19 protein-coding genes are annotated in these 17721 nt (G+C 69.6%); 5 read left to right on the top strand and 14 right to left on the bottom strand.

Going from position 1 to position 17721, the window contains the following annotated elements; translation table 11 throughout:
- Window positions 1–49: 49 nt before the first annotated feature.
- The 3 genes from BEI_RS03895 to BEI_RS03885 all read right to left on the bottom strand — a co-directional run bounded on the left by BEI_RS03895 (window position 50) and on the right by BEI_RS03885 (window position 3229).
- On the bottom strand, window positions 50–787 hold the full coding sequence (locus BEI_RS03895; RefSeq protein WP_097788277.1) for an ABC transporter ATP-binding protein: 738 nt from the start codon (window positions 785–787) through the stop codon (window positions 50–52).
- On the bottom strand, window positions 784–1560 hold the full coding sequence (locus tag BEI_RS03890; protein ID WP_097788276.1) for an ABC transporter ATP-binding protein: 777 nt from the start codon (window positions 1558–1560) through the stop codon (window positions 784–786). The genes BEI_RS03895 and BEI_RS03890 overlap by 4 nt, the downstream gene beginning before the upstream one ends.
- A 289-nt stretch (window positions 1561–1849) precedes the next feature.
- On the bottom strand, window positions 1850–3229 hold the full coding sequence (locus tag BEI_RS03885) for an L-serine ammonia-lyase (protein ID WP_097788275.1): 1380 nt from the start codon (window positions 3227–3229) through the stop codon (window positions 1850–1852).
- Window positions 3230–3389: 160 nt separating this feature from the next.
- Here BEI_RS03885 and BEI_RS03880 point away from each other — a divergent pair, with 160 nt between their 5' ends.
- Both BEI_RS03880 and BEI_RS03875 read left to right on the top strand, forming a co-directional pair.
- Window positions 3390–4355, top strand: coding sequence for a LysR substrate-binding domain-containing protein (locus BEI_RS03880; RefSeq protein ID WP_097788274.1), 966 nt, complete (start codon window positions 3390–3392; stop codon window positions 4353–4355).
- A gap of 35 nt (window positions 4356–4390) precedes the next feature.
- Entirely contained in the window at window positions 4391–5044 is a 654-nt protein-coding gene (locus BEI_RS03875; protein WP_097788273.1) for a hypothetical protein, read from the top strand.
- Between the two features lie 60 nt (window positions 5045–5104).
- Here BEI_RS03875 and rpoD read toward each other — a convergent pair whose 3' ends face one another.
- The 3 genes from rpoD to rpsU form a co-directional block, all read right to left on the bottom strand.
- A complete protein-coding gene (gene rpoD / locus BEI_RS03870) occupies window positions 5105–6961 on the bottom strand; it encodes an RNA polymerase sigma factor RpoD (protein WP_097788272.1) in 1857 nt (618 codons plus the stop codon).
- Between the two features lie 232 nt (window positions 6962–7193).
- Window positions 7194–9017, bottom strand: a complete 1824-nt coding sequence (gene dnaG / locus BEI_RS03865) for a DNA primase (RefSeq protein WP_097788271.1) — start codon at window positions 9015–9017, stop codon at window positions 7194–7196.
- A 121-nt stretch (window positions 9018–9138) separates the two neighbouring features.
- On the bottom strand, window positions 9139–9354 hold the full coding sequence (rpsU, locus tag BEI_RS03860; protein WP_097788270.1) for a 30S ribosomal protein S21: 216 nt from the start codon (window positions 9352–9354) through the stop codon (window positions 9139–9141).
- A gap of 275 nt (window positions 9355–9629) precedes the next feature.
- On the opposite strand from rpsU, the gene tsaD reads away from it, so the two are divergent.
- Window positions 9630–10667 (top strand): tRNA (adenosine(37)-N6)-threonylcarbamoyltransferase complex transferase subunit TsaD, encoded by a 1038-nt coding sequence (gene tsaD, locus BEI_RS03855; protein WP_097788269.1) that lies wholly within the window; start codon window positions 9630–9632, stop codon window positions 10665–10667.
- 114 nt (window positions 10668–10781) lie between these two features.
- On the opposite strand, the gene plsY is transcribed toward tsaD, so the two are convergent.
- Entirely contained in the window at window positions 10782–11369 is a 588-nt protein-coding gene (gene plsY, locus BEI_RS03850) for a glycerol-3-phosphate 1-O-acyltransferase PlsY (RefSeq protein ID WP_379802137.1), read from the bottom strand.
- A 150-nt stretch (window positions 11370–11519) separates the two neighbouring features.
- Here plsY and folB point away from each other — a divergent pair, with 150 nt between their 5' ends.
- Together folB and folK are read left to right on the top strand one after the other, a co-directional pair.
- The gene (folB, locus tag BEI_RS03845) at window positions 11520–11882 is read left to right on the top strand and encodes a dihydroneopterin aldolase (protein WP_097788268.1); all 363 of its coding nucleotides are present in this window, start codon (window positions 11520–11522) and stop codon (window positions 11880–11882) included.
- Window positions 11882–12400 (top strand): 2-amino-4-hydroxy-6-hydroxymethyldihydropteridine diphosphokinase, encoded by a 519-nt coding sequence (gene folK, locus BEI_RS03840; protein ID WP_097788267.1) that lies wholly within the window; start codon window positions 11882–11884, stop codon window positions 12398–12400. The genes folB and folK overlap by 1 nt, the downstream gene beginning before the upstream one ends.
- Before the next feature lie 6 nt (window positions 12401–12406).
- Here folK and BEI_RS03835 read toward each other — a convergent pair whose 3' ends face one another.
- The 7 genes from BEI_RS03835 to BEI_RS03805 are packed head-to-tail and all read right to left on the bottom strand — an operon-like array spanning window position 12407 to window position 17671.
- Window positions 12407–13552 (bottom strand): tRNA nucleotidyltransferase/poly(A) polymerase-related protein, encoded by a 1146-nt coding sequence (locus tag BEI_RS03835; RefSeq protein WP_097788266.1) that lies wholly within the window; start codon window positions 13550–13552, stop codon window positions 12407–12409.
- Window positions 13553–13555: 3 nt separating this feature from the next.
- On the bottom strand, window positions 13556–13885 hold the full coding sequence (gene glpE / locus BEI_RS03830; protein WP_097788265.1) for a thiosulfate sulfurtransferase GlpE: 330 nt from the start codon (window positions 13883–13885) through the stop codon (window positions 13556–13558).
- A gap of 25 nt (window positions 13886–13910) precedes the next feature.
- On the bottom strand, window positions 13911–14717 hold the full coding sequence (locus BEI_RS03825; protein ID WP_097788264.1) for a symmetrical bis(5'-nucleosyl)-tetraphosphatase: 807 nt from the start codon (window positions 14715–14717) through the stop codon (window positions 13911–13913).
- Between the two features lie 18 nt (window positions 14718–14735).
- Window positions 14736–15125, bottom strand: a complete 390-nt coding sequence (apaG, locus tag BEI_RS03820) for a Co2+/Mg2+ efflux protein ApaG (RefSeq protein WP_097788263.1) — start codon at window positions 15123–15125, stop codon at window positions 14736–14738.
- Window positions 15122–15934 (bottom strand): 16S rRNA (adenine(1518)-N(6)/adenine(1519)-N(6))-dimethyltransferase RsmA, encoded by an 813-nt coding sequence (rsmA, locus tag BEI_RS03815; RefSeq protein WP_097788262.1) that lies wholly within the window; start codon window positions 15932–15934, stop codon window positions 15122–15124. The genes apaG and rsmA overlap by 4 nt, the downstream gene beginning before the upstream one ends.
- A 46-nt stretch (window positions 15935–15980) precedes the next feature.
- The gene (pdxA, locus tag BEI_RS03810; protein ID WP_097788261.1) at window positions 15981–17039 is read right to left on the bottom strand and encodes a 4-hydroxythreonine-4-phosphate dehydrogenase PdxA; all 1059 of its coding nucleotides are present in this window, start codon (window positions 17037–17039) and stop codon (window positions 15981–15983) included.
- Window positions 17036–17671, bottom strand: a complete 636-nt coding sequence (locus tag BEI_RS03805) for a SurA N-terminal domain-containing protein (RefSeq protein ID WP_097788260.1) — start codon at window positions 17669–17671, stop codon at window positions 17036–17038. The genes pdxA and BEI_RS03805 overlap by 4 nt, the downstream gene beginning before the upstream one ends.
- Between the last annotated feature and the right edge of the window lie 50 nt (window positions 17672–17721).

Genomic DNA, 17721 nt, shown 5'->3' with positions numbered 1-17721 from the left:
GGCGGTTTGTTGTTGTCGAGCGGTTGCGGAGGGAAAGGCGGCGTCGCCGTCAGACCCCCAGCAGGGAGTTCAGGTGTTCGCGCCGCGACGGCAGCTCGGCGGCCGAGATCTCCTCGATGATGCGCCCGTGCTCCATGACGAAGTGCCGGTCGGCGAGCGGGGCGGCGAAACGGAAGTTCTGCTCCACCAGGACGATGGTCATGCCGCGCTCCTTGAGCTTGACCAGCACCTCGCCCAGCGCCTGGTTGATGACCGGCGCCAGCCCCTCGGTGATCTCGTCGAGCAGCAGCAAGCGGGCCCCGGTTCGCAGGATGCGCGCCATGGCCAGCATCTGCTGCTCGCCGCCGGAGAGCCGAGTGCCCTGGCTACGGCGACGCTCGTAGAGGTTGGGGAACATCTCGTAGATCTCGTCGAGGCTCATCCCGCCGGAGCGCACCGTGGGCGGCAGCAACAGGTTTTCCTCGACGTCGAGGCTCGAGAAGATGCCCCGTTCCTCCGGGCAATAGCCCACGCCGAGCCGCGGGATGCGGTGGGGGCGCATGGCCAGGGTCTCGTTGCCGTTGATGACGATGGAGCCGGTGCGATGACCGACCATGTTCATGATCGCCTTGAGGGTGGTGCTGCGCCCGGCGCCGTTGCGCCCCAGCAGGGTCACCAGCTCGCCCCGGCGAACGTCGAAGTCGACCCCGTGCAGGATATGCGATTCGCCGTAGAAGGCGTGCAGGTCCCGGACGCGGAGCATCTCGGCGCCATCGAGGTCTCGATATTCCAGTGCGGCCTCCGTCATGCCCCGGCCTCCTCTGTCTCGCCTGCCTCGCTGCCCATGTAGGCCTCCCGGACCCGCGGATCCGTCGAGACGGCCGCGTAATCGCCCTCGGCGAGGATGCTGCCCCGGGCCAGCACGGTGATGCGATCGCACAGTCGGCTCACGACGCTCAGGTTGTGCTCCACCATCAGCACGGTGCGCCCCTCGGAGACGCGGCGGATCAGTTCGACGATGCGGTCGACGTCCTCGGCCCCCATGCCCTGGGTCGGCTCGTCGAGCAGCATCACCGCGGGATCCAGGGCCAGGGTGGTGGCCACTTCCAGGGCCCGCTTGCGGCCGTAGGGCATCTCCACGGTCAGCACGTCGGCGTAGTCCTTGAGACCGACCTGGTCGAGCAACGCCAGCGCCTGGTCGTTGAGCGGCTCCAGGGAGCGCTCGGACTTCCAGAAGTGGAAGGAGGTGCCGAGCCGGCGCTGCAGGGCCACTCGCACGTTCTCCAGGGCCGTCATGTGGGCGAAGACCGCCGAGATCTGGAAGGAACGCACCAGGCCGAGCCGGGCGATGTCGTTGGCCCGCATGCCGGTGATCGGCTTGCCGCGGTAGAGGATCTCGCCGCGGGTGGGCGGCAGGAACTTGGTGAGCAGGTTGAAGACGGTGGTCTTGCCGGCCCCGTTGGGGCCGATCAGGGCATGGATATGCCCTTCGCGGACCTTCAGGTTGACGTCGTCCACGGCGGTGAAGCCGCGGAATTCCTTGGTCAACCCGCGAGTCTCGAGCACGAACTCCTGGGTCATGTGACGTCCTCTCGGGACCGCCATGGCGATCCGCCGTTGCGTGGCTGTTGTCGTTGTTGTGGTGGCGAGGTGCTGTCGTCGTCACCGGCATCGAGGCAAGCGCCCGATGGATGTTTAACCTTTACGTCAACGTAAGCTAGAGGACGAAACGAGCGCCGGCAACCACCGAATCGCCGAACTCGACCAATGGTGTAGAGCCCCGGGTATCAGTAGCTTGCAAATAAAAAAGGCGCGCCACCCGAGGGGTCGCGCGCCAGGTCCGGCGGCCGCCGCCGCCCGACGGAGAGAATCAGCATTCGATGGCGTTCACCGCCAGGCCGCCCTTGGAGGTTTCCTTGTACTTCTCCTGCATGTCGGCCCCCGTGTCGCGCATGGTGCGGATGGCCTTGTCCAGGGAGATGAAGTGTTCGCCGTCGCCGCGCAGGGCCATCTGGGCGGCGTTGATGGCCTTCACCGAGGCGATGGCGTTGCGCTCGATGCAGGGCACCTGGACCAGGCCCGCCACGGGGTCGCAGGTGAGGCCGAGGTTGTGCTCCAGGCCGATCTCGGCGGCATTCTCCACCTGAGCCACGCTGCCGCCCATGACCTCGGTGAGGCCGGCGGCGGCCATCGCGCAGGCCGAGCCCACCTCGCCCTGACAGCCCACCTCGGCGCCGGAGATGGAGGCGTTCTTCTTGCACAGGATGCCCACGGCGCCGGCGGTGAGCAGGAAGTCGACCACGTCGCGCTCGCTGGCCCCCTCCTGGAACTTCATGTAGTAGTGCAGCACCGCCGGGATGATGCCGGCCGCCCCGTTGGTGGGGGCGGTGACCATGCGCCCGCCGGCGGCGTTCTCCTCGTTGACCGCCAGGGCGAAGACGTTGACCCAGTCCATGGCGGAGAAGGTGGAAGCGATCAGGCTCCGGTCGTCGTCCATGGCCAGCAGGCGACGATGCAGGGCTGCGGCGCGGCGCTTGACCTCGAGCCCTCCGGGCAGCACCCCCTCGGTGGCCAGCCCCTGGTCGACGCACGCCCGCATGGCCTCCCAGATCCGCCACAGGCCGGCGCGGATCTCGGCCTCGTCGCGCCAGGCCTTCTCGTTCTCCAGCATCAGCTCGCTGATGCGCAGGCCATGCAGGCGGCAGAGCGCCATCAGCTCACCCGCGCTGTTGAAGTCATAGGGCAGCGCGGTGGTGTCGGCATCCAGCTCGCCACGAGCCGCCTGGTCCTCGTCGACGACGAAGCCGCCGCCCACGGAGTAGTAGATGTTGCGATGGAGCTCGCCGGCATGGCCGTGGGCCACCAGGGTCATGGCATTGGGGTGGTAGGGCAGGCTCTCGTCGTGCCACTGCAGGTCGCGGGCCCACAGGAAGGGGATCGCCAGGCGACCGTCGAGCAGCAGGGTCTGGGACTCCAGCAGCTCCTCGATGCAGGGCGAGACGATGGCCGGGTCGATCGATTCCGGCCGCTCGCCCATCAGGCCCATGATGGTGGCGCGATCGGTACCATGGCCCTTGCCGGTGGACGACAGCGAGCCATGCAGGTGCACCTCGACCCGGGCCACTCGCTCGAGCAGGTCCTGGCGGCGCAGGTCCTGGACGAAGTCGTAGGCGGCGCGCATCGGGCCGACGGTATGCGAACTGGAGGGACCGATGCCGATCTTGAAGAGGTCGAAGACGCTGATTGCCATGGGGAGAGCCTCGTGTCAGGGCCGGATCGCTCCGGGGATGCCTTGTTATCAGTTACACTAAAGCCAACTGGCCTTCGCTGGCACTAGGTCGTATTGTTGTCGCCAGCCCGGCGCCCCGGCAATCCAGAATATCTCGCCCACGGTATAGCCTCACTAAACCATGAGCCGTCTCCTCAACTCCCAGACCCACGCCTGGCTGAAGGTCTTCGTGGTCAGCGCTCGCCACCTGTCCTTCACCCGGGCCGCGGAGGAGCTCCACGTCACCACCGGCGCGGTCAGCCAGCAGATCAAGCAGCTGGAAGACCGCCTCGGCTTCAAGCTGTTCCGCCGCCTCCCCCGCCGCCTGGCCCTCACCGAGGAAGGCCGGCGCCTGGCCGACGTGGTGGACGAGGCCTACCAGTCCGTAGGGCTCGAGGTGAAGCGGCTGCGCAGCGGGGTCATGAGCGGCATCATCCGCATTCGTGTCGTGCCCTCCTTCCTCAACAAGTGGCTGATGCCCCGCCTGCCGAGACTCCAGGCGCGCTTCCCGGACATCGAGCTGCATGTCACCTCCGAGGACAGCAGCACCTCGCTGCGCGAGGGTGACTTCGACCTGGCCCTGGACCTCAACGACGGCCACTACCCGGGGATGGCGATCACCCCGCTGATGGAGGAGACCATCTTCCCGGTCTGCGCCCCCGCGCTGATGCGCGGACGACCGCCGCTGCGCCGCCCCGAGGACCTGGCCTGGTACCCCCTGCTGCACGACGTCACCGCCTGGCGTGGCAGTCACGACTACGGCGAGTGGGAGCACTACCTGGCGGCCATCGAGGCCCCGCGCCTCAACGTCCGGCGCGGCTACACCTTCAACCGCAACCATCTGACCATGGCCGCGGCCACCGCCGGCATGGGGGTGGCCATCGCCCGCCAGACCCTGATCACCGGCGAGCTGGACAGCGGGATCCTGATCGCGCCTTTCCCCCAGCGGGTGGCGACCGGCATGCACTACGGGATCGTCCATGCCACCGGCGCCCTGGATGACCGCCGAGTCAGGGCGGTGCATGACTGGCTGCTCGAGGAATCGCGGCGCCCGGAAGGGGCCGGAGGGCGAAGAATGGCACGCGAACCGGGGCCGGGCTCGCTATAATGCCGGTCCTGAAACATGCCATCGCGAGAACAAGGATGCCCTCCACCCCTTCCGCCGACCGGATCGGCTTCCGCGCCCTCTGCCTGCGCGGCCTCCTCTACCTGCTGTTGATCGGCGCCCTGATGGAGGGCGTCTTCCTGGAGGCCGAGGCCGCTCCGTTGGCCGAGTTCTCCGAGTTCGGTTTCACCGAGTTCACTCAGACCCTGCTGCTGCTCGGCGCCACCCTCCTGGCCCTGGCCACCCGCCTGCTGGACCGGGAACTGCCCCATCTCAGCCTGCTGCTGGTCGCGCTGCTCGGCGCCTCGCTGATCCGCGAGCAGGATATGTGGCTGGACACCCGGGTCTTCGATGGCGCCTGGCAGGTGCTGGTCACCCTGCTGGTGCTGCCGGTGCTGTTCGTGGTGATCCGGGGGCGACGCGCCTTCGTCGCGGAGCTGGAGCGCTACGCCGCCACGTTCGCGGGCGGGCTGTTCGCCGCCGGCTTCCTGACCACCTATGCGTTTTCCCGGCTCTACGGACGGTCCATCTTCTGGGAAGCCGCGCTCAGCGAACACTACCTGAGGACGGTGAAGAACATCGCCGAGGAAGTCACCGAGCTGTTCGGCTACACCCTGCTGTTCATCGCCATGCTCGAACTGCTGCTGCTGGTGCGGCGCTGGCGGCGCCGCGACGACGCTCCCTCGCCCTGACAAACGACGACGCCCGCAGGCAAGCCTGCGGGCGTCGTGGGCACGGGGCGGGACCGGGCGTCACTCGTCGAGGAAGGAGCGCAACGGCTCGGAACGCGACGGGTGACGCAGCTTGCGCAGCGCCTTGGCCTCGATCTGCCGGATCCGCTCGCGGGTGACGTCGAACTGCTTGCCGACCTCCTCGAGGGTGTGGTCGGTGTTCATGTCGATGCCGAAGCGCATGCGCAGCACCTTGGCCTCCCGGGCGGTAAGGCCGCCGAGCACGTTGCGGGTGGCCTCGATCAACCCTTCGCCGGTGGCCGAATCGATGGGCAGCACCATGGTGCTGTCCTCGATGAAGTCGCCCAGGTGCGAGTCGTCGTCGTCGCCGATGGGCGTCTCCATGGAGATCGGCTCCTTGGCGATCTTGAGCACCTTGCGCACCTTGTCCTCGGGCATCTCCAGGCGCTCACCCAGCTCCTCCGGCGTCGGCTCACGCCCCATCTCCTGCAGCATCTGCCGGGACACCCGGTTCAGCTTGTTGATGGTCTCGATCATGTGCACCGGGATGCGGATGGTGCGGGCCTGGTCGGCGATGGAACGGGTGATCGCCTGCCGGATCCACCAGGTGGCATAGGTGGAGAACTTGTAGCCGCGCCGGTATTCGAACTTGTCCACCGCCTTCATCAGGCCGATGTTGCCTTCCTGGATCAGGTCGAGGAACTGCAGGCCGCGATTGGTATACTTCTTGGCGATGGAGATCACCAGGCGCAGGTTGGCCTCGACCATCTCCTTCTTGGCACGCCGCGCCTTGGCCTCGCCGATGGACAGCCGACGGTTGACCTCCTTGATCTCGGTCACCGGCAGGCGCACCATCTCCTCCTCGAAGGCGATCTTGCGCTGGGCGCGCTGGATGTCCGCCTTCAGCGGCTCGAGGCGGTCGGCATACCTGGCGTTGTCGGCCATGAAGTCGTCGAGCCACTCCAGGCGCGACTCGTTGCCCGGAAAGGCCTTGATGAAGGTCTTGCGCGGCACCTTGGCCTTCTTGACGCACAGCTGCATGACCGCCTTCTCCTGGGCACGCACCTGCTCGACGCTGATCCGCACCTGCCCCACCAGGCGCTCGAAGTGCTTGGGCACCAGCTTGATCGGCGAGAACAGCTCGGCCAGGCGGGCAAGCTCCTCCTGGGCTTCCCGGGAGGCACGCCCCTGCGCCTCGATGGCTCGACGCACCGCCTCGTTCTGCTCGCGGATCTGCTCGAAGCGCGCACGGGCCTCCTCGGGATCCGGCCCGCCCTCGCTGGAGGAAGTGTCCTCCTCCTCGTCTTCCTCGTCACCCTCGGCCGCCTCGTCGGTGTCGAGATCGTCCCCGACCTCGGGCTCCGGGGTCTCCGCCTCGGCGACGCCGGGAATGCCCTCGTCGGGATCGATGAAGCCGGAGAAGAGGTCCGACAGGCGACCGGGCGCCTCCTCGTCCTGGGTGGCATCGTAGGCTTCGAGGATGGAGTCCACGGCACCCGGCAGGTAGGCCAGGGCGGACATCACCTCGCGGGTGCCCTCCTCGATGCGCTTGGCGATCTCGATCTCGCCTTCGCGGGTCAGCAGCTCCACGGTGCCCATCTCGCGCATGTACATGCGCACCGGGTCGGTGGTGCGACCCACGTCGCTCTCCACCGCGGCCAGGGCGGCCACGGCCTCCTCGGCGGCCGATTCATCGGTGGAGTGATCGGCCATCATCAGGGTGTCTTCATCGGGCGCTTCCTCGACGACATTGATACCCATGTCGTTGATCATGCCGATGATGTCTTCCACCTGATCGGGGTCGGCGATATCCTCGGGAAGATGGTCGTTGACCTCGGCATAGGTCAGGAAACCCTGTTCCTTGCCGCGCGCGATCAACTCCTTCAGACGTGACTGCTGCTGCGCATTTCCAGCCATAGAAACCCTATCTCGACGAAGAAGAATGAAGCACCTGAAGCACTGAGGCGGAGAAAGCTCGATAAGCCGGACAGTATAGCGGGTTAGACCGCACTTCTGCCAGTTCGATGTATTTGCGCGGTCATTCAGGTGTGTTAGGTTGTCAGGTTGCGTCCCCTTCAGGTGACGCTGATGTATATGGTGATGGTAGGAGGAAATTCAACCCCGGCGCCAACGCCTCCCCCGCGCGGACTCATCCCTTGAGCTCCATCAGCAGCGCCATCAGGCGCTGACGCTCCTCCCGGGACAGCCGCTCACCGGCCCGCTCCCGAGCCAGCAAGGCATCGAACGCTTCCTGGGGCGAGCGCCGTCGCTGATGGCGACGGAAGTGCTCCACCAACCCCTCCAGCTCGGTGGCCCGCGCCGCGGCCGGGATCAACAGCTCGCGTCGCGCCAGCGCCGCCAGCCGCTCCCCCTCGGCGGTGCCATGGAAATGCGCCAGGAGCACCTGGGCACTGCGGTAGCGTCCCGCCTTCAACAGACGCACCACCTCGCGGCACAGACGGCCATCGGGGGCGCCGTCGTCGCACCAGTCCTCGTCCTCGGGCAGGCGCTCGACGAGCCCCGGTTCGTGGACCAGCAACTGCAGGACCCGAGCCATGAGTCCGAGCGAACCTGCACGGCCGGCTCCTTGCTCCTCGCCCTGCCAGACCGGCGCTTGCGTCGCCGGCGACGCCTCCGGGGGAGGCTCCGCCTCGTGGCCGCTCGGCCGCTCGGCGGCCATCAACGACTCGAAGTCAGATTGATCGACGCCGGTCCGGCGGGAGAGTTCCGCCAGCAGCAGCGACTTCAGCACCCCCTCGGGCAGCCGCCCGATGGCCCCCAGCACCCGGCTGGCATAGCGTTCCCGCTCCTCCAGCCGCGCCAGGTCGCGCCCCTCCGCGGCCTGCTCGAAGAGGAACTCGGAGAGCGGGCTGGCACAGGTGACCCGATCCTCGAAGGCCTCGGCGCCCTCGCGGCGCACCAGGGTATCGGGATCCTCTCCCTCCGGCAGGAAGAGGAAACGCGCCTGGCGACCGTCGATCATCTGCGGCAACACCGTCTCCAGCGCCCGGGTCGCCGCCTGGCGACCCGCCCGGTCGCCATCGAAGCAGAACACCACCTCGTCGACCATCCGGAACAGCCGCGACAGGTGGTCCTCCGTGGTGGCGGTCCCCAGGGTGGCCACCGCATTGCGGATACCGAACTGGGCGAGCGCCACCACGTCCATGTAGCCCTCGACGATGACCAGGCGCTCGAGCCGGGGATTGGCCTGGCGGGCCTCGAAGAGGCCGTAGAGCTCGCGCCCCTTGTGGAAGACCGGCGTCTCCGGGGAGTTCAGGTACTTGGGCTTGGCGTCGCCCAGCACCCGGCCGCCGAAGGCGATGGTCCGCCCGCGGATGTCGCGAATCGGGAAGATCACCCGGTCGCGGAAGCGGTCATAGGTGCGCCCGCTGTCCTCCCGATGGACCAGCAGGCCGTACTCGACCTGCACCGCCTCGCCGATACCGCGCTCGCCCAGGTGACGCTTGAGGCCCTCCCAGGCATCGGGGGCGTAGCCGATGCCGAAGTCCCGAACCACCTCCGGCGACAGCCCACGACGCTCCAGGTAGTCCCGGGCTCCCTGGCCCTCGGGCATCCTGAGGCGTTCGCGGAAGAAGCTCGCCGCGAGCTCGAGCAGGTTCACCCCTTCCTTGCGCTTGCGCTCCCTGGCCTGGGCCCGGGGATCATCGGCTCCCTCCCGGGGCACTTCCAGGCCCAGCCGGGCGGCCAGCTGTTCCACGGCCTCGGGGAAACGCAGCTTGTCGTACTCCATCAGGAAGCGCAGGGCGTTGCCGTGGGCACCGCAGCCGAAGCAGTGATAGAACTGCTTGTCCGCACTCACGGTGAACGACGGGGACTTTTCCTGGTGGAAGGGGCAGAGCCCCGAGTGGTTGCGCCCGGTCTTCTTCAGCTTGACCCGCTCCCCGACCACTTCGACCACGTCGACGCGGGCGAGGAGATCATCGATGAAGCGTTGCGGAATCTGACCGGCCATCAGGCAACCCTGAACCAAATCGTGCCGAGAAACGGCGCAAAAACAAGCGGCCACCGATTGGCGGCCGCTTGGCGTCCCTCCCGAGACGGCCCGCTATGACGCCGGCCATCTCCAGTACGGATCAATAGAGCCGTTCGAAACGCTTGCGCTCGCGCTGAAGCTTCTTGGCATGGCGCTTGACGGCGGCAGCCGCCTTGCGCTTGCGCTCTGCGGTCGGCTTCTCGTACTGCTCGCGACGGCGAACCTCGGAGAGAATACCGGCTTTTTCACAGGAACGCTTGAAGCGACGCAGCGCGACGTCAAACGGCTCGTTATCACGTACTTTGACAGAAGGCATTAAGCACTCACCTACCTTGGAAAACTTGAGTTCGGTTCGAACGCACGCCTTCCGGGGCCCCCATCGACACCACCGCCGCTCCGACCTCGCCGGGCGAGCCGGAATGCAGCGGAAGAGAAACGGGAACTCGCCCCTGGGCGCACGACCCAGTCTTGCAGCGCACAGTATTCTAGTCGCCGTGCCGGTCGCGTGCAAACCGTTTCCGTCCCCGCCCCTGCCCCGACCCACGCAAAAGGCGTAGAATGCCGGCATTTCCGTCTGACCGAGTCATGACCATGCGCGTACTGGGCATCGAGACCTCCTGCGACGAGACCGGCGTCGCCGTCTATGACACCGAGCGCGGCCTCGCGGCCGACGCCCTCCACAGCCAGATCGCCATGCACGCCGAATACGGCGGCGTGGTGCCGGAACTGGCCAGCCGCGATCACACCCGGCGGCTGCTGCCGCTGATCGGGCGGGTACTGGACGAGGCCGGCCTGTGTCGGGCCGATCTCGACGCCATCGCCTATACGGCCGGACCGGGCCTGGTCGGGGCCCTGATGGTCGGCGCCAGTACCGCCCATGGCCTGGCCCGGGCGCTCGACATCCCGGTGCTCGGCGTGCATCACATGGAGGGCCACCTGCTGGCCCCCATGCTGGAGGCGTCTCCCCCGGCCTTTCCCTTCGTGGCCCTGCTGGTCTCCGGCGGCCATACCCAGCTGGTGGAGGTCGCGGGCCTCGGCCGCTATCGCCTGCTCGGCGAGTCCGTGGACGACGCCGCCGGCGAGGCCTTCGACAAGGCCGCCAAGATGCTCGGCCTGGACTATCCCGGCGGGCCGGCCGTGGCCCGGCTCGCCGAGGACGGTGACCCGGCTCGGCTGCGCTTCCCGCGCCCGATGACCGATCGCCCGGGGCTGGACTTCAGCTTCTCGGGGCTCAAGACCCACACCCTGACCGCCATCCGCCGGCTGGAGGCCGACGGCGCCCTGGACCAGGCGGCCCGCGCCGACGTGGCCCGGGCCTTCGAGGAGGCGGTGGTCGACACCCTGGTGATCAAGTGCCGGCGCGCCCTGGACGCCACCGGGCTCAAGCGGCTCGTGGTGGCCGGCGGGGTCAGCGCCAACGTCCGGCTGCGCGATCGCCTCGCCCGGGAGGCCGACAAGCGGGCCGCCACGGTGTACTACCCGCGGGGTCGCTTCTGTACCGACAACGGGGCCATGATCGCCTACGTCGGGACCCAGCGGCTGCTCGCCGGGGAACGCGACACCCTCGGGGAGATGAAGGCGGTCCCGCGCTGGCCGATGGACGGGCTTCAGCCTCCTGAGGAAGGCTGACAAGAGGGAAGAGGGAAGAGGGAAGAGGGAAGACAGCCTATGCGGTTTTCTTCGCTTTCAAGGCGCGAAGCGCCGGTCTTCCTTCTTCCAGCGGCGTAGCCGCGCTCTTCAAGCTTACAGCCCCGGCTCCTCGCCCCGCCCCAGCCGCCGGATGTTGAGCAGGTGGCGCGCCAGCACCAGCAGTGTGAAGACGATCACCACCACCACGTAGTCAGGCGCCAGCCAGAAAGCCGCCAGCGGCGCCAGGGTGGCGCTGGCCAGGGAGGCGATGGCCGCGGTGCGCCACCGCCAGGCCAACAGGCTCCAGACCAGGCCACAGATCAGCGCCACGCCCGGCGTCAGCAGCAGCATGACGCCGAAGGCGCTGGCCACGCCCTTGCCGCCGCGGAAGCGATACCACACCGGGTAGCTGTGCCCCAGCAGCACCCCGAGCCCCACCAGTCCCTGCCCCCAGGGCGGCAACCCCATCAGCAGGGCCAGCCCCAGCACCGGCATGCCCTTGAGGGCGTCCACCAGGAGGGTGGCCAGGGCCAGCCGACGCCCATGCAGGCGCAGCACGTTGGAGAAGCCGGGGTTGCCGGAGCCCACCAGGCGGGGATCGCCCACCCCGGCGAGACGACAGACCGTCAGGGCCCCCAGCCAGGTCCCGCTGAGATACCCCAGGGCCACGAGCGGCAGGAGGAGTTCGACTTGGGCCAGCACCGGAGAGCCTCGCAGGGAATGATGGGCCGATTCTGCCAGTCATGGCGCGACGGGAACAGCCGGCGACGCTGTCCCCGCCCGATCGGCTGTCGTACAATCGCCGGCCAGCCCGGCACCTCCGCCGTCCACTCCATGACCCGGGAGCCCTCGATGGATCTCGTACTGATCGAAGCGCTGAAGGTCGACACCGTGATCGGGGTCTACGACTGGGAGCGCACCCTGACCCAGACCCTGGTCCTCGACCTGGAGCTGGCCACCGACATCCGCCCGGCGGCGGCGGACGACGACCTCGGGAAGACCCTGAACTACGCGGCGATCAGCGAGCGCATCAACGCCTTCGGCGCGGAACATCGCTTCGAGCTGGTGGAGACCTTCGCCGAACGCCTGGCCGAGACCCTTCGCCAGGAGTTCGGCATCGCCTGGCTGCGTCTGACGCTGCGCAAGCCCGGCGCGGTGCCGGCGGCACGGGCGGTGGGCGTGCGCATCGAACGCGGCGAGCGGGGTTCGAGCTGATGGCCCGGGTCTGCGTCAGCATCGGCAGCAACATCGAGCGCGAGCGCCACGTCCGCGTCTGCCTCGACGCCCTGGCCGAGACCTTCGCGGCCCTGCGGATCTCGCGGGTCTACGAGAGCGAGCCGGTGGGTTTCGAGGACGGGCGCAACTTCTACAACCTGGTGGCGGTCTTCGAGTCCGCCTGGTCGGTGGGGGAGCTCCAGGCCTGGTGCAAGCGACTGGAGTTCGCCAACGGCCGACGCGCGGACAGCCCCAAGTTCAGTCCCCGGACCCTCGATATCGACCTGCTCACCGTGGGTGACCTGGCCGGCCGGCACGAGGGCGTGGAGCTGCCCCGCGCCGAGATCCGTCACCACGCCTTCGTGTTGAGGCCCCTGGCGGAACTGCTGCCCGATGCCCGCCACCCGACGACCCGGGCACGCTATGCCGACCTCTGGGCCGACTTCCAGGCCCCCGACCAGGCTCTCTGGCCGGTGGACTTCGTGTGGCGGGACCGGCGGCTGCCCCTCGACGCCTGAGCCTCGCTACTCGGCCAGGACCTCGTCGATGACCGCCCGGCGCCGCCGGGCCAGTTCCTCGCCCAGCTCGCGGCCTCGATACCCTTCCTCGACCAGTCCCGCCGGCAGGATCTGGACCGCCAGCCGCCAGGCCAGCGCCAGGTCCGCCGCCAGGTCGGCCTCCTCGAGGCTGATCAGGCTGATCAGCGGAGCGACCCGCTCGGGTCGCCGCCAGGCGTCCACGGCATCGAGCCAGGCCATCACCCGCCCGCCACTCGGCCCCTCGTGCCGGACGGCCCGGCACAGGGCCCGGGTGGCGGCCGCCTGGTCGGCCAGGCGGCCCGGCGCCTTGGGCAGCTTGAGGCGCTCGGCCAGGGCTCGCCGCTCGGCCTTGTCGAGGTGTTCCACCAGCCGCGCCCAGCGCCAGTGCGGCTCCTCCTCGGCGGAGATGTCCTCGGGCAGGCGGGGCAACCGCCCCAGGGCCGCGTCCAGCGCGGCGGGATCCGCCGCCAGTTCCGGCATCAGCACCGCCAGGGCGCCGCAGTCCTGCAGCGCCTGGAAGTAGACGTCCGGCCAGGGCTCGGCCAGGGCCTTCTCGGTCTCGGCCCAGACCCGCTCGGCCACCAGGTGCTCGAGCTCGCCGCTGGCGGCGAGGCGACGCATCAGCTCGCGGGTTTCCGGGGCGATCACGAAGCCCAGCCCGGCGTAGCGGGCCAGGAAGCGGGCCGTGCGCAGCACCCTCAGGGGATCCTCGACGAAGGCCGGCGAGACATGGCGCAGCACCCGCGCCTTTAGATCGGCGAGGCCGCCGTAGGGATCCACCAGCTCGCCCTCGGGCGTCTCGGCCATGGCGTTGATGGTGAGGTCGCGTCGCGCCAGGTCCTGCTCCAGGGTCACCTCGGGGCTGGCGTGCACCTCGAAGCCGGTGTAGCCATGGCCGGACTTGCGCTCGGTGCGCGCCAGGGCGAACTCCTCCTGGGTCTCGGGGTGCAGGAACACCGGAAAGTCCCGCCCCACGGCCTTGAAGCCACGACGGAGCAGCGTCTCCGGCGTGGCGCCGACCACCACCCAGTCCACGTCGGTCACCGGCCAGCCGAGCCGGGCGTCGCGCACGGCCCCGCCGACCCGGTAGACCTGCAGGCCGTCGAGGCGGGAGTCGCGGCGGGACGGCATGCCTCAGGCCTCCACGCGGTCGGGGTGGCGGACCTGCCAGTCGGTGAAGCCGCCGTCCAGGCTGTAGACCTCGGCGAAGCCCTGCCCCGCCAGCCAGGCGGCGGCCTGCTGGCTGGAATGGCCGTGGTAGCAGACCACCACCAGGGGCGTCTCCCGGGGCGCGCCCGCCAGCAGGGCCGGGACGCCGGCGTTGTCCAGGTGTCGACTGCCGGGGATGCGGCCGGCGGCGAAGCTCGCCGGGTCGCGGATGTCCACGAGGGTCAGCGGGCGGTCGGCGTCGAGCCAGTCGCCGAGGGTGGCGATGTCCAGATGCTGGAAGGTCGCGGCGGTCATCGAGTCTCCGGATGCAAGGGGAATGTCAGTGGCGGCTGGGCACGCAAAGCCGTTCGCCGGTATCGAGGTTCAGGGCGGTCAGGGCGACGCCCCAGACGCAGCCGGTGTCCAGGGCCTCGGCGCGCACCCGGCTTCCCGGCGTCTCGCCCTGCAGGGCCGCCCAGTGACCGAACAGCAACCGGGGATCGTCGTCGCGGGGATACTGGAACCAGGGGGCGAACCCCGGCGGGGCGCTGTCCGCCCCCTCCTTGGCGCTGAAGTCGAGACAGCCCCGGGCATCGATGAAGCGCATGCGGGTGAAGGTGTTGACGATCACCCGGAGCCGGTCCAGTCCCTCCAGATCGTCCCGCCAGCAGGCCGGCTCGTTGCCGTACATGCCCTCGAGGAAGGCCTCGGCCGCTTCGCCGGCGAGCCGCTCGGCCACCTCGCCGGCCAGGGCCTCGCCCCGGTCGAGGCTCCACCGCGGCGGGAGCCCGGCGTGGCTCATCAGGGTCTCGCCCTCGCGCACCACCAGGGGACGGCTCTGCAGCCAGTCCAGGAGGCGCTCCCGGTCCGGCGCCTCGAGGATGGCGTTCAGGGTGTCCTTGTGCTTGGTCCTGGCCTTGCCCCGGGCCACGCCCAGCAGGTGCAGGTCGTGGTTGCCGAGCACCACCCGGGCGGCCTCGCCGAGGGCCTCCACCTCGCGGAGGCATTCCAGCGAGCCTCGCCCGCGGTTGACCAGGTCCCCGGCCAGCCACACCCGGTCGCGGCGGGGGTCGAAGTCCAGGTGCTCGAGCAGGCTCACGAATTCCTCGTGACAGCCCTGGAGGTCACCGATGGCGTAGGTGGTCATGGGCACTCCGTGGCGTCGTCAGTGGACCTGGTTGGGGCCGGCCAGCCGGAAGGGGGCGATGGCGACCTCGAAGGGACGCTGGGTGGCGGTGTCGACGCAGGTGAAGGCCCCCTCCATGACCCCCACCGGGCCATCGAGGATCGCCCGGCTGGTGTAGCGGAAGGTCTGGCCGGGGCCGATCAGCGGCTGCTGGCCGACCACCCCCTTGCCGCGCACCTCCTGCACCTTGCCGCTGCCCTGGGTGATCTTCCAGTGGCGCGCCAACAGCTGCATGCTGTGCCCGGAATGGTTGTGCACCGTGATGGTGTAGCTGAACACGAAGCGCTGCTCCTCGGGGGCCGACTCGTCCTCCCGGAACGCCGGCTCCACGTCCACACGGATTTCCTCGCCCAGGACCGGTGCGGTCATGTCGTTTCCTCCTCGGCGGCCAGGTGATTGGCGATGCGCACGAACTCCTCCACGGAGAGGGTCTGGGGCCGGCGGCTCGGGTCGATGCCCAGCGCCGCCAGGGCCTGGGCGTCGAGGCGCCCCTTGAGGTTGTTGCGCAACGTCTTGCGCCGCTGGGCGAAGGCCTGGCGCACCAGGGCGAACAGCAGCGCCTCGTCGCGGGCCCGGTGTGGCGGGGTGGCGTGGGGCGTCAGGCGCACGATGGCCGACTCCACCTTGGGCCGCGGCACGAAGGCCTCCGGGGGCACGGTGAACAGCGACTCGACCCGGCAGTGGTACTGGGCCAGCACCGAGAGACGTCCCCAGTCGGCGCCGCCGGGCTCGGCGGCCAGCCGCTCGACGACCTCCTTCTGCAGCATGAAGTGCATGTCGGCCACGGCATCCCCGGCCTCGAGCAGGTGGGCGATCAGGGGCGTGGAGATATTGTAGGGCAGGTTGCCCACCACCCGCAGCGGGGGGCCCTCGCCACGCAGCGCCCGGAAGTCGACCTTGAGGGCGTCGCCTTCGTGGATGACGAAGCCCGGCTTGTCGAAGAACTGCACGCGCAGCCCGGGGATGAGGTCGCGATCCAGCTCGATGACCTCGAGGTGGCCGCCGGCCGCCTCGAGCAGCGGTTCGGTGAGGGCGCCCTGGCCGGGGCCGATCTCCACCAGGCGCTCGCCGGGACGGGGGCCGATGGCGCGCACCAGGCGCGCGATGATGCCGGGGTCACGCAGGAAGTTCTGTCCGAAGCGCTTGCGGGCGCGATGACCCTGGGGGCGGGATGCCATGCACTCTAGTCCTTCTGTTGAACGGTCGTGGCGAGGACGTCTCGCCTCAGTGGCGGAGACCCCGCCGTGCCATCTCGGCCGCCAGGGCCACGGCCACGGCGAGGCTGCCGGGATCGGCGACGCCCCGGCCGGCGAGGTCCAGCGCCGTGCCGTGATCCACCGAGGTGCGCACCAGCGGCAGGCCCAGGGTGACGTTGGCGGCGCGGCCGAAGCCGGCGTACTTGAGCACCGGCAGGCCCTGATCATGATACATCGCCAGAACGGCGTCGGCGTCGGCGAGATGACGCGGGGTGAACAGGGTATCGGCCGGCAGCGGACCGTCAAGGGTCAGCCCCTCGCCGCGCAGCGCCTCCAGGGTCGGGGCGATCACCTCGAGCTCCTCGCGCCCCAGGTGGCCGCCCTCGCCGGCGTGGGGGTTGAGGCCGCAGACCAGGATGCGCGGCTTGGCCACGCCGAACCAGCGCTTGAGGTCGGCGTCGAGGATGCGCAGGAGCCGGGTCAGCCGCTCGCCGGTCACGGCGTCCGCCACCTCCCTCAGCGGCAGGTGGGTGGTGGCCAGAGCGACCCGCAGGGCCGCACTCCCCTGCCAGGCCGGATCCCGTCCGTGCAGGGCGTGGTCGGTGGCGAGCATCATCACCACCTCCTCGGCGCCGCAGGCGTCGCGGAGGTACTCGGTGTGACCGGTGAAGCCGGCATGGCCGGCCTCGCGGATCACCGCCTTGTGCAGCGGCGCGGTGACCAGCCCGGCGGCCTCGCCGGCGCGGCAGGCGGCCACCGCCCGGTCCAGGGTCTCGAGCACGTACCCGGCATTGCGCGGGTCCAGCACCCCGGCCCGACAGGGCGCGGCCAGGGGCACCGGCCAGACCGGCAGCACCCCGTGCCGCCGCGGCGGCACGGGCTGGCCGGGGGCCAGCTCGACGATCTCCAGGGCGCGCCCGATGGCCGCGGCACGCTCGGCCAGCAAGGCGGGATCGCCCACCGCCACCAGCCGGTGGTCCGGTGCGCCGCCACCGGCCGGCATGCCGTCCGCCAGCATCGCGGCGAGCTCGGGGCCGATGCCGGCCGGCTCGCCGGTGGTCAGGGCCAGGACGGGAGCAGGCGTCATGCGTCCGGCTCGAGGCGCTCATCGACGAAGGCTTCGCTGCGGATCTCCTGCAGCCAGGCCTCCATCTCGTCGTTGGCCTTGCGCTGGAAGAGCGCCTGACGAGCCTGTTCACGACTCATGCCGCCGCCCTGCTGCTCCAGGAAGCGATCCACCTCGCGCTCGGAGAGGCTCACTCGGCTGCCCACCCGGCGCTGCTGCAGCTGACGCATCAGCAGCTCGCGCCGCACCTGGTCGCGCATCACGCCGAGCGACAGGCCATCGGCCTCCAGGGCATCGGCGAACTGCTCCAGGGTCATGCCGTTACCCTCGGCGATGGCCCGCACCTGGCGATTGAGCTCGGTATCGTCGACGCTGAGGTTGGCCTGCCGGGCCAGCTGCAGCTGGATCTCCTCGACGATCAGTCGATCGAGCACCTGCTCGCGCAGGACGTCCTCGGGCGGCAGCTCGATGCCGCGACTGCCGAGCTGCCGCCGGGCCTGGTCGACGCGCTCCTCGAGCTGGGAGGCCATGATGGCGCCCTCGTTGACGACCGCCACGATGCGATCCAGGGGCTGACGCTCCTGGGCGAGGCCGGCCAGGGGCAGTCCCAGCAGCAGGCTCAGCAGCAGGGGGGCGAGGTGTCGGCTAGGCATGTCGGTCTTTCCTCTCGTTCAATATCGATGGCCGGCACGGGGCCGGCGCG

The sequence above is a fragment of the Halomonas beimenensis genome (assembly GCF_002549795.1).
In the GTDB taxonomy this organism is placed as follows: domain Bacteria; phylum Pseudomonadota; class Gammaproteobacteria; order Pseudomonadales; family Halomonadaceae; genus Halomonas; species Halomonas beimenensis.
The sequence above is the reverse complement of the archived record's forward strand: the minus strand, read 5'-3'. Positions and strand labels throughout refer to the sequence as shown.

Coding starts and splice junctions, on each gene's coding strand:
- glpE (WP_097788265.1), bottom strand. CDS start 13,885: ATGACCGCCGCGACCTTCCAGCATCTGGACATCGCCACCCTCGGCGAC.
- BEI_RS03805 (WP_097788260.1), bottom strand. CDS start 17,671: ATGCCTAGCCGACACCTCGCCCCCCTGCTGCTGAGCCTGCTGCTGGGA.
- dnaG (WP_097788271.1), bottom strand. CDS start 9,017: ATGGCCGGTCAGATTCCGCAACGCTTCATCGATGATCTCCTCGCCCGC.
- BEI_RS03895 (WP_097788277.1), bottom strand. CDS start 787: ATGACGGAGGCCGCACTGGAATATCGAGACCTCGATGGCGCCGAGATG.
- BEI_RS03890 (WP_097788276.1), bottom strand. CDS start 1,560: ATGACCCAGGAGTTCGTGCTCGAGACTCGCGGGTTGACCAAGGAATTC.
- folK (WP_097788267.1), top strand. CDS start 11,882: ATGGCCCGGGTCTGCGTCAGCATCGGCAGCAACATCGAGCGCGAGCGC.
- BEI_RS03875 (WP_097788273.1), top strand. CDS start 4,391: ATGCCCTCCACCCCTTCCGCCGACCGGATCGGCTTCCGCGCCCTCTGC.
- BEI_RS03835 (WP_097788266.1), bottom strand. CDS start 13,552: ATGCCGTCCCGCCGCGACTCCCGCCTCGACGGCCTGCAGGTCTACCGG.
- BEI_RS03880 (WP_097788274.1), top strand. CDS start 3,390: ATGAGCCGTCTCCTCAACTCCCAGACCCACGCCTGGCTGAAGGTCTTC.
- pdxA (WP_097788261.1), bottom strand. CDS start 17,039: ATGACGCCTGCTCCCGTCCTGGCCCTGACCACCGGCGAGCCGGCCGGC.
- apaG (WP_097788263.1), bottom strand. CDS start 15,125: ATGACCGCACCGGTCCTGGGCGAGGAAATCCGTGTGGACGTGGAGCCG.
- BEI_RS03885 (WP_097788275.1), bottom strand. CDS start 3,229: ATGGCAATCAGCGTCTTCGACCTCTTCAAGATCGGCATCGGTCCCTCC.
- rpoD (WP_097788272.1), bottom strand. CDS start 6,961: ATGGCTGGAAATGCGCAGCAGCAGTCACGTCTGAAGGAGTTGATCGCG.
- rsmA (WP_097788262.1), bottom strand. CDS start 15,934: ATGGCATCCCGCCCCCAGGGTCATCGCGCCCGCAAGCGCTTCGGACAG.
- BEI_RS03825 (WP_097788264.1), bottom strand. CDS start 14,717: ATGACCACCTACGCCATCGGTGACCTCCAGGGCTGTCACGAGGAATTC.
- tsaD (WP_097788269.1), top strand. CDS start 9,630: ATGCGCGTACTGGGCATCGAGACCTCCTGCGACGAGACCGGCGTCGCC.
- folB (WP_097788268.1), top strand. CDS start 11,520: ATGGATCTCGTACTGATCGAAGCGCTGAAGGTCGACACCGTGATCGGG.
- rpsU (WP_097788270.1), bottom strand. CDS start 9,354: ATGCCTTCTGTCAAAGTACGTGATAACGAGCCGTTTGACGTCGCGCTG.